The following is a 7,775-nucleotide window of genomic DNA, read 5'->3' as shown; positions in this document are numbered from 1 at the left end:
AGGAGTTCCTCGAGGCCACCAATGACGACCCGACGCCCTACGTCTGGACTGCCACCGCAGAGTCCATTCTCGCCAAGATCGCGCGCGCCCGCGACACCCTCCAACAAGTAGTCAGCTAATCAAGAGACGGACCACTAGTAGGGAGCGACGACCGCCTGCACGGGGGCGATGACGTTCGGGGCGTACTCGGTGAGGACGTTGCGCGGCGCGAGCTGCGGCACGCTGTAGCGCCACTGCTGCCCGTCGACCTCGGTGAGCGGCACGCCAAGGGTCGCGTTGTCGCTGTCGTGGGTGGCGAAGAAGTGGATGCCGTGGGCACCGAAGGCCCCCTGGAACGGCGTCGTGCCGGCCGCGGGGTCGCACACGAGGTCGGCGTACGACGACACCTGCTCGCCGCGCTGCTTCGCCGCTGCGACGTAGCCGTCCTTTACCCGCTGATCGGTGGACGCCTCGCCCGGCCAGGGCCGCTGCACCGGGTCGTCGCCCGTGCCGTCGTCGAGGCACGCGTCGTCGCGGTAGTAGGGCACGGCGGTCGCGTTGGTCGCCGAGGTCGCACCCTTGAACTCGAAGACGTAGACGAGGCTGCCGGCGCTGCCCTTGCCCGCGACCTGCTCGGGCCGGTCGACGGCGCTGACCGCGTCGAAGGTCGGGTCGGGCGCGTCGATGAAGGCCGGCTGGCCGGACACGGGGACGCTGTCGATCTGACCCGCGTCGTCGTTGAGGCCGTCGATCGCCACGCCGTCGGGACGGGCGAGGTTGTAGTAGGTCGACGCGACGTCCTTGTTGTAGTCCCACGACGTGTAGAGGCCGTCGCTCGGGATCGGGTGGACGCGCACGCGGTAGCGGTAGACGTCGGCGTCGCGGTAGTAGGTCTCGGTCTTCGTCACGTTGGTGCCGGAGTCGGCGCCCCACACCTCGCGGATCGCGCGGACCGGGCCCTGCCGCCAGCCGAGCAGCGACGCGTTGGCCTCCCAGTTGACCTGCTCGTCCTCGAACCCGACGACGCTGACGCTCGAGTCCGGGCTCTGCTGGAACGCCCGCCCCTTCCAGCGGTCGACGAGGTCCGGGCCGTAGGCCGGCGGCGCGGGCTCGGTGACGGTCGTGCAGACCGGCGGCAGCGCCGGGTCCTTCTTCTTCGGCTTCTTCGCGGGCTCGGACGCGGGCTCGCAGACCTCGCGCGTCACCGTGGTCGGAGCCGCCGCGTCGCGCACCTGGAAGCTGCGGACCATCCAGCGACCGGAGGCCCCCAGGACGTACGACGGGGTCGTGACCGTGATCGCGTCGCTCGGGAAGCGGTCGTCGCTCTGCCGGACCACGGTGCCGCTGGCGTCGCACACCGACCCGGGGATGTTGGCGCCGTAGCCGGTGTTGCTCGTCCCGACCTTCTGCGGGTCCGAGTCGGCGTAGGACCCGCGGTCGAGCCAGCGGTCCGCGTCGGCGGCGCGCACCATCTGCACGTCACTGGTGCGGTGCGTGAACGACGAGCCACCCGCCTTGCGGAACAAGTAGGTGAAGCGCTGCGCCGTCGGGTCGAGCGGGTCGACGAGCGCGACCACACGGCCCTCACCGGCACCGGCAGGGGGCGTCGCGCCGGCGGGCGCCTGCGCCCCACCGTCGCGGTAGCGCAGCACGACCTCGTCGTCGTCATCGAGACCGGCGACGGGGTCGGCCATCGCCCGCGTGTAGTCCTCCGGTGCCTCCTGCGGGCCGGGGGTCCAGACCCCGCGGGCTGTCGCGTCGGCGATGTCGGCGGCCAGCGTCGCGGGGGCCGCGTAGCGCGCCTCGCAGGTCCCGAAGACCTTCTTCCACGACTCCTCACCCGTGCTGTGGGCGGTCGGGCCCCAGGCGTAGGTGAGCTCCTGGTCGGTGCCGCTGTAGAACGCGAAGTCGCTGCGCGAGTTGGCGAGGAAGTAGGGGAAGCGCTCGTCGACCTGCACCGGCACCTCACGCCAGGCGGTGCCGCTCCAGGCGTACGCCGCGACCTCGTCGACCCCGACCGTGCCCTGCTGCGCCACGGGCAGGATCGTGCCGTTGTGGGCGGTGCGCACCGCGAGGCCCTCGGGCCCGCCGGGGAAGTACTGCCCGGTGTCGACCCCGCTCGGGTAGGGCTGCGCGACGCCGGTCGCTGCCGGGACCGACCAGCCGGCGAGCTGCGCGCCGGTGAGGACCACCGGCTGGGCGTCACGGGCCAGCGGGGTCACCGGGGCGCCGGCGGACCGTGCCGGGGAGGCGACGGCGAGGCCGGTGCCGGTGGCGACGGTCGCGAGCAGCGCAGCACACAGGGCAGGACGGGTGGGACGGGGCACGGAGGAGCTCCACAGGTCGGGGGGTTGCACTAGTGGTTCGACGTCGTTGCCCGCGTCCCTCCCTCACGCTCAGGTGAGTGTCGGGTCGCCGTCAGTGTCATGCGCGCGACAGACCCCGATCCCCGACCCCGCGCACCCTGCTGACACCTGCCCGGCACCCCTCGCCCGGCACCCAGCCACAGGAGCACCGATGTCCGAGAACGACACCACCACCACAGTCACCCCGTCCGTCGAGGACCTGGCGGACGTGGAGGGACACGGCCTGCGCGAGGTAGCCGCCGGCCTCACCGTCACCGCCGCGGTGATCGGCGCCGCCGGGGCCGCGAGCGCAGCCGTCATCGACCGGCCCTCGGTCGGTGGCACGGCCGCGACCGCCACGCAGGCCGTCGACGCGACATTGCGCGGCACCGGCCTCGCGACCGGGAACGCGATCGCCCAGCAGCTCCGCCCCACGAGCAGCCAGCTCGTCACGACCGGCCGCACCGCCGACGCGACCGTCGCCGCCACCGAGCGGACCGCGCTCGCCACGGTGTCCGACGCCACCGACGTCGACGACGTCGTGGCCGCCGCCGGTCGGCTGGTCGACGCCACCGGCAAGGCGCTCGGCGACGCGCTGTCGTTCCTCAAGCGCACCGTCGACCGCAAGGTCGCGGAGACCCGGACCACCGTCGACGAGACCCGTGAGACCGCCGAGCAGGTGGCCGACACCGCCGCGGGCACCGCGACGTCGACGGTCCGCGAAGCCGGCCACGACGCGCAGGCCGCCACCGAGAGTGCAGCCGACACCGCCGGCGCCCTTCCCGGGCAGGCGATGGACACCGCCATCAGCACCCTGCAGGAGACGAAGGAGACCTGGGAGCAGGCGGTCGCGGACCTCACCGTCCCGGACGCCGCAGGTGCGGTCGACACCGCGGCCGACACCGTCGACGCGGCGCTCGAGGGCATCGACCCGCGCGAGCTCGTCGCCCTGAGCTGACCGCCGCGCCGTCCGCGGCTGAGCGACACTGGGCGGGTGATCCCGGAGTACGACGCAACCGCCCGCACCCGACCGACCCGCAAGGCGGAGCGCGTCAGCCACGACCGCGCCGCCGTCCACGCCGTGTTGGACGCCGGCTTCCACTGCCACGTGGGCTTCGTCGTCGACGGGCGACCCGTGGTGCTCCCGCAGCTCTACGTCCGCTCCGGCGAGGTGCTCTACCTGCACGGCTCGACCGGGGCTCGCGCCCTGCGCTCCGCCTCACCCGACGGCCTCGACGTGTGCGTGACCGTGACCCACGTCGACGGCCTGGTCTTCGCCCGCTCCGCGATGCACCACTCGCTCAACTACCGCAGCGTCGTCGTCCACGGCACCGCGGTGCCGGTGACCGACGAGGCCGACAAGCGGGCCGCGCTGGCAGCCGTCGTCGAGGCGGTCGCGCCCGGTCGCTCCGCGCACACCCGGCCCCCGACCGCGAAGGAGCTCGCCGCCACCGCGGTGCTCGCGCTCCCGCTGGTCGAGGTCTCCCTGAAGGCTCGCACCGGAGGCCCGATGGACGACGAGGCCGACCTCGCCCTCGGCCACTGGGCCGGTGTCCTGCCGCTGCACCTCGTCGCGGGCGAGCCCGTCGCCGCCCTCGGGATCGAGGACGACGCACCTGCCCACGTGCTGAACGCGCTCGACCGCTGACGTCAGGACGACGACAGGGTTCTCCCTCCCCGGACGAAATTGCCCCGATCGGGTGACATCGGACATCGCTCCGTCTGCCGAGACTTCCAGGTATGGACCACTCCCGTCGCGGCAAGGGCGTGGCTCCTGCGCGCCCGCCGGACCGGACCTCGGAGCTCGCCGAGCGCGCCCGGTCCAGTGCCTGGCTGATCGTGGTGACCGCGCTCGTCGTCGTCCCTGCGTGGAGCGCGTTCGACCTCGTGCTCGAGCCCGACAACGCTCGAGCGTTCATCACCCTGCGCGCCGTCTGCGAGCTTCCCGCGCTGGTCGGCGCGTGGCTGCTCCGCCGGCACCCAGGACCGCGGCGTCCCGAGCTGGTCGCCGTCGCTGTCCTCTGCGTCGTGCAGTGCGAGATCGCGTGGATGGTGTCGCGCGCCAGCAGCAACCGCGAGTTCTACCTGCTGGGCTTCACCCTCGCCCTCTACGGCAGCGGCCTGCTGCTCACCGGTGGGGCGCGCTGGACGCTGCTGCTCGTCGGCGTCAGCGTGGCCGCCTTCGCGCTCTGCGTCCTGCTCGCCCCGGAGGCCGTCGCCGGCTCGGAGCTCGTCGCGGCCGCGACCTACCTCGGCACGTCCGGCGTCATCTCGGTGCTCGCCCACGTGCAGCGCGACCGCCTGACGCGCCGCGAGTTCGAGAGCAGGGCCCGCCTCGAGCAGGAGCAGCTCGTCAGCCGCGACCTGCTGGTGCGGCTCGAGCAGCAGAGCCACGAGGACCCGCTGACGGGCCTCGCCAACCGACGGCGCTGGGACGAGCAGCTGGTCGCGCAGTGCGAGCGCGCCCGCGAGACCGGCGAGCACCTGGCCGTCGTCCTGCTCGACGTCGACCACTTCAAGAGCATCAACGACCGACTGGGGCACGCCGCGGGCGACGAGGTGCTGCGGCGCGTCAGCGCCGTGCTCGTGCAGCGCTCCCCGAGTGGCAGCGTCGTCGCGCGGCTCGGCGGCGACGAGCTCGCACTGCTCCTGCCGGGGATGGACGAGCGCGCTGCCTCCGCTCTCGCCGAGCGGGTCCGCACCGATGTGCGCGCCACGGCCCTCGTCGGCGGCTCCCGCGTGGACGTCGGGGTCTCGCAGGGCGTCGCAGCCGCGCGCGGCCAGGCGGCCAGCGTGACCGCGCTGATGAGCCTCGCCGATAGCGAGCTCTACCGCGCCAAGAAGGACCGCGACAGCGTGTGCTCGTCGCGCGTGCCCGACCTCGCCATCGTGCCGTCTCCGCGAGGACACCTCCGCAGCACGACGGGGTGACGGTCGTTGGACGGCAGGCGGGACGAGTCGGCCTGTATGCCGGGTTCGTCGCCTGGTAGCGCGGCCTGGCGATCGGACCGATGGCGCAGGTCAGCCAGGGGCAGCTCGCCAACTCGTCCTGAGCATGTGGGCCGCCCTGCTGCTGCACGAGCACGTCGGCTGGGAGACCAAGCGGCTGGTCCGCAACCACCCGTGGGCGACCTTCGTCAGCCACACCAGCACCGGCCTGGTCGCCTCGCACTACCCGGGTGCTACTCGACGAGAGGAGCGACGACCTGTGTGTCCTCAGCCACTGCGGACGACCCGACGACGAGCTGCACGAACTCGGCCAGCACGAGGTCCTCGTCAGCGTCCAGGGACCGCACGACTACGTCTCGCCACGCTGGTACGCCCCGGGTGATCTCGTGCCGACCTGGAACCACGTCACCGCGCACCTCTACGGCACCCACAGCTGCTCGACCCGGAGGAGAACTACCAGGTGCTGTGCCGGCTCACGGGGCCACCAGAGCGTAGGCACGAACCGGCCAGGTGCCGACTCCGTGCCAGGCCAGCGGGGCGGCGTGCAGGCGAGCACCGCGGGCCGGGACGGCCTGCAGGCCGGTCAGGTGCTCGAGGATGAGGATGCCGCTGCCGAGCAGCGTCGTGTGGACGGGCCGGCAGGGGTCGGAGAGGTCGTCGATGTTGACCGCGTCGATCCCGATGAGCGCCGGCCGCTGCTGCGCGAGCCAGTCGGCAGCTGCAGCGCTCACGTACGGCGCGTCCAGCGCGTACGACTCCTGCCCCCAGCGCGCGTCGCCGCCGGTGTGCAGCAGCACCGCCGTGCCGGCGATGTCCTGCTCTCCGAGCGCCCCGGCGAGCGTATCGAGGTCGACGGCGCGCTGCGCCCTGGCGTCCACCACGACGATGGGGACGTCCACGACCTGCTCGAGGTCGAGGCTTGCGAGGTCCGCGCCGTCCGCGAAGCGATGGTAGGGGCTGTCGAGGTAGGTGCCGGTGTTGCCGACCATGCAGATCCGGTCGATCTGGAACGTCGTCCCAGTGGCCGCCTCGTAGTCCTGCCGGGTCTTGTACGCCTGCCAGTCCGGACCGGGCAGCCCGGGGTGGGTGTGCATGCCGGGGCGCAGGTCGTGGCTGAGGTCGATCACTCGCGTCGTCATGGCCTGAGCATGCAGGAGGCCTGCGGGTGCCCATAGCGGCTGGTGCCGGAGTCGGAGTTCAGCGACACCGAACGCGAGAACATCCACGACCGGTGTCGGCTCGTTCCGGCCGGTGCGATGAGCGACGGTGAGCACGCGGGCACCTGGATCGAGGGCGCCGCGGTGCACGCGGACGCCGTCGTGCGGCGTCCGGGTGAGGGCCAGGTCCGGCACGAGCGCCGAGCGCGCGGCGCTGCCGGTGGGCGCGGCGATCCACGGGCCCGTCAGGATGGTCATCGTCGGCGGCGGAGTCGCTCCAAGCAACGGGGACCGCCCTCGCGGCCGCGGCGGTCGTCCTCCTGGTCCGGAAGCTCGCCGTGATCGGCCTCGGGCAGCGCGCCCTTCCGGCTGCGCAGCGGCCCCGGTCGTGACGTGCAGCTCCTGCGTCAGGCCGCCGCGCCCGCGGCACCGAGCGGCGGCTGGCCGGCCCGGCGTGAACGCACTCCGGGCTGCGTCGTCTCTCGTCCGGGCGCTGTGACGGTCCGTTGACGGATCGTCGTAGTTTTCGATGAAGCGGGCGTAGGCGCGCGCCGAGAGGGCAGGAGGCGTCCGATGAGACCGGACGGCGACAGGCGACCGGCGGCCGGACGGCCGCCGTCGCGGTCGCCTGTGCTCGGGCGGTGAGCGTCGGGGAGATCGCCGCGGACATCGCGAGCAGGGCCGGCGAGCTCGCGACCCGCCTCGCGCTGTTCGTGCTCCTGGCCGCCTTGGTCGTGGCGATCGGCCGGGCGGCGCGGCCGCTGGTCCGGGCGCGGCTCGCGCGCCGGGGCCGGCCGTCGTTCACGGTGGTGTTCAGCGCGCTTTACTCGACGGTCGTCGCCGTGCTCGGGGTGCTGCTCGCGGCGACGCTGGCGTTCCCGTCGGTGCGGATGGTCGACGTCCTCGGCGGGCTCGGGATCGTGTCGGTTGCGGTCGGGTTCGCGTTCAAGGATGTGCTGGAGAACCTGCTGGCCGGGGTCCTGCTCCTGCTCCGGGACCCGTTCAAGTCCGGCGACCAGATCCGGGTCGGCGACCACGAAGGGACTGTGGAGGGCGTCACCGTGCGGGAGACGCTCCTGCGGACCCACGACGGGCAGCGGGTCCTGCTCCCGAACGCGCAGGTCTACATCAGCGCGCTGGAGGTCCTCACCCACAACCCGCGGGCGCGCGTGGAGTTCGCGGTCCGCTTGGACGCCGCCGCCGACTGTCAAGTACCGGGTTTGATGGAGGCTTCCAACTCACGCTGAGCGGTTGCTCCGGTGAGGGTGTTGCTTCTGTGGCTGGTCTCGTACTCGACGGGTGGGATGAGCCCAATCTCCCCGTGGAGCCTGCGGAAGTTGAACCA

The 7,775-nt window shown here is 72.9% G+C and carries 7 protein-coding genes and 1 pseudogene; 6 read left to right on the top strand and 2 right to left on the bottom strand.

Annotation, left to right across the window (positions count from 1 at the left end):
- The coding region (locus Q8R60_11580; GenBank protein MDP3713109.1) for an IS630 family transposase at window positions 1-119 on the top strand (119 nt) is incomplete at its 5' end.
- A gap of 15 nt (window positions 120-134) precedes the next feature.
- Here the strand turns inward: Q8R60_11580 and Q8R60_11575 are convergent.
- A complete protein-coding gene (locus Q8R60_11575; protein ID MDP3713108.1) occupies window positions 135-2,306 on the bottom strand; it encodes a hypothetical protein in 2,172 nt (723 codons plus the stop codon).
- 190 nt (window positions 2,307-2,496) lie between these two features.
- On the opposite strand from Q8R60_11575, the gene Q8R60_11570 reads away from it, so the two are divergent.
- From Q8R60_11570 to Q8R60_11555, 4 genes and pseudogenes are all read left to right on the top strand, one after another.
- Window positions 2,497-3,282, top strand: a complete 786-nt coding sequence (locus Q8R60_11570; protein ID MDP3713107.1) for a hypothetical protein — start codon at window positions 2,497-2,499, stop codon at window positions 3,280-3,282.
- 36 nt (window positions 3,283-3,318) lie between these two features.
- The gene (locus Q8R60_11565) at window positions 3,319-3,972 is read left to right on the top strand and encodes a pyridoxamine 5'-phosphate oxidase family protein (GenBank protein ID MDP3713106.1); all 654 of its coding nucleotides are present in this window, start codon (window positions 3,319-3,321) and stop codon (window positions 3,970-3,972) included.
- Between the two features lie 92 nt (window positions 3,973-4,064).
- Window positions 4,065-5,255, top strand: coding sequence for a GGDEF domain-containing protein (locus Q8R60_11560; protein ID MDP3713105.1), 1,191 nt, complete (start codon window positions 4,065-4,067; stop codon window positions 5,253-5,255).
- 248 nt (window positions 5,256-5,503) lie between these two features.
- Window positions 5,504-5,659 (top strand): annotated as a pseudogene (locus tag Q8R60_11555) (FMN-binding negative transcriptional regulator).
- Between the two features lie 87 nt (window positions 5,660-5,746).
- Here the strand turns inward: Q8R60_11555 and Q8R60_11550 are convergent.
- Window positions 5,747-6,412 (bottom strand): cyclase family protein, encoded by a 666-nt coding sequence (locus tag Q8R60_11550; protein MDP3713104.1) that lies wholly within the window; start codon window positions 6,410-6,412, stop codon window positions 5,747-5,749.
- A gap of 659 nt (window positions 6,413-7,071) precedes the next feature.
- Between Q8R60_11550 and Q8R60_11545 the strand changes: the two genes are divergently transcribed.
- Complete coding sequence (locus tag Q8R60_11545) at window positions 7,072-7,677, top strand: mechanosensitive ion channel (GenBank protein ID MDP3713103.1); 606 nt, start codon at window positions 7,072-7,074, stop codon at window positions 7,675-7,677.
- Window positions 7,678-7,775 lie beyond the last annotated feature (98 nt).

Source organism: Mycobacteriales bacterium, from assembly GCA_030697205.1.
GTDB lineage: Bacteria > Actinomycetota > Actinomycetes > Mycobacteriales > SCTD01 > JAUYQP01.
Note: the sequence above shows the minus strand (reverse complement) of the source record. Positions and strands in the feature narration are given on the sequence as shown.